The sequence below is a fragment of the Salipiger sp. 1_MG-2023 genome (genome assembly GCF_030547555.1).
In the GTDB taxonomy this organism is placed as follows: Bacteria; Pseudomonadota; Alphaproteobacteria; order Rhodobacterales; family Rhodobacteraceae; genus Salipiger.
This window is the reverse complement of sequence record NZ_JAUOQN010000175.1, coordinates 1-922: the sequence shown is the minus strand read 5'-3', so window position 1 is coordinate 922 and position 922 is coordinate 1. Positions and strand designations below refer to the sequence as shown.

Annotated in this window: 1 pseudogene; it reads right to left on the bottom strand. The window is 62.0% G+C overall.

Annotation, left to right across the window (positions count from 1 at the left end):
• Positions 1–922: pseudogene (locus tag Q4543_RS24455) on the bottom strand (IS110 family transposase); the annotation flags it as partial.

Sequence of the window (922 nt, the reverse complement as noted above, 5' to 3'; positions counted from 1 at the left end):
TTGCGGGACAGCATTCCGCTCAACCACGTGCCCGGCTTGGCGGCAGCATGGACATGGCGTTTGATGATGACGCTGTTGGCGCCGATGATCAGCAACCGCCTCAGCGATCGCTCGCCCATCCTTTGCCCGGCAGTGCATCGTGAAGCCGATGTCACGAGAGGGTCGTCGTGGCCCCGAGCCGCTGCTTGCCACCGGTCGAATGCTGTCGCGGCACCAGACCCAGCCAGGCAGCAAAGTCTCGGGCCTTGCGGAAGTTCTCTGGTGGCGGGGCCAGGGTTGCGATAGCCGTGGCGATCAGTGGCCCAATGCCTGGAACGCTCATCAACCGTCGGGCCACGTCATTTTCTTTGGCCCGGCGGGCGATCTCTGCATTCAGCTTCCCGATCTCCGCCTCCAGATGGGCGCGTGCCATGACCATCACCTTCAAAGTGGTGATGGCATCGGCAGGTCTGCCGCTGTCCGGGTCCTCGACGAAAGCAATCAGCTTCGAGGCGTTCGCCGCGCCCTGAGGCACAATCTGGCCGAATTCAGTGAGGTGGCCACGCAATGCATTGATCGCTTGGGTGCGCTGCCGGATGAGAAGCTCGCACACACGAAAGACCAGTGCCGCTCCCTGTGTGTCTTCACTCTTCACCGGTACAAAACGCATGGTCGGGCGCACTGCCGCTTCACAGATTGCTTCGGCATCGGCAGCATCATTCTTTTGGCGTTTGACGAAAGGCTTGACCCAGGCCGGCGGGATCAGCCGAACGTCGTGGCCCAGCTTGCTGATCTCACGCTCCCAAAAATGAGCGCCGTCACAGGCTTCCATCGCGACAACGCAAGGCCGTAGCTGCCCGAAGAACTCCAACACCTGCGCTCGCCGCAGCTTCTTGCGCAGTACCGCGTGACCAGCGCCATCGGCTCCATGCACTTGGAGCAC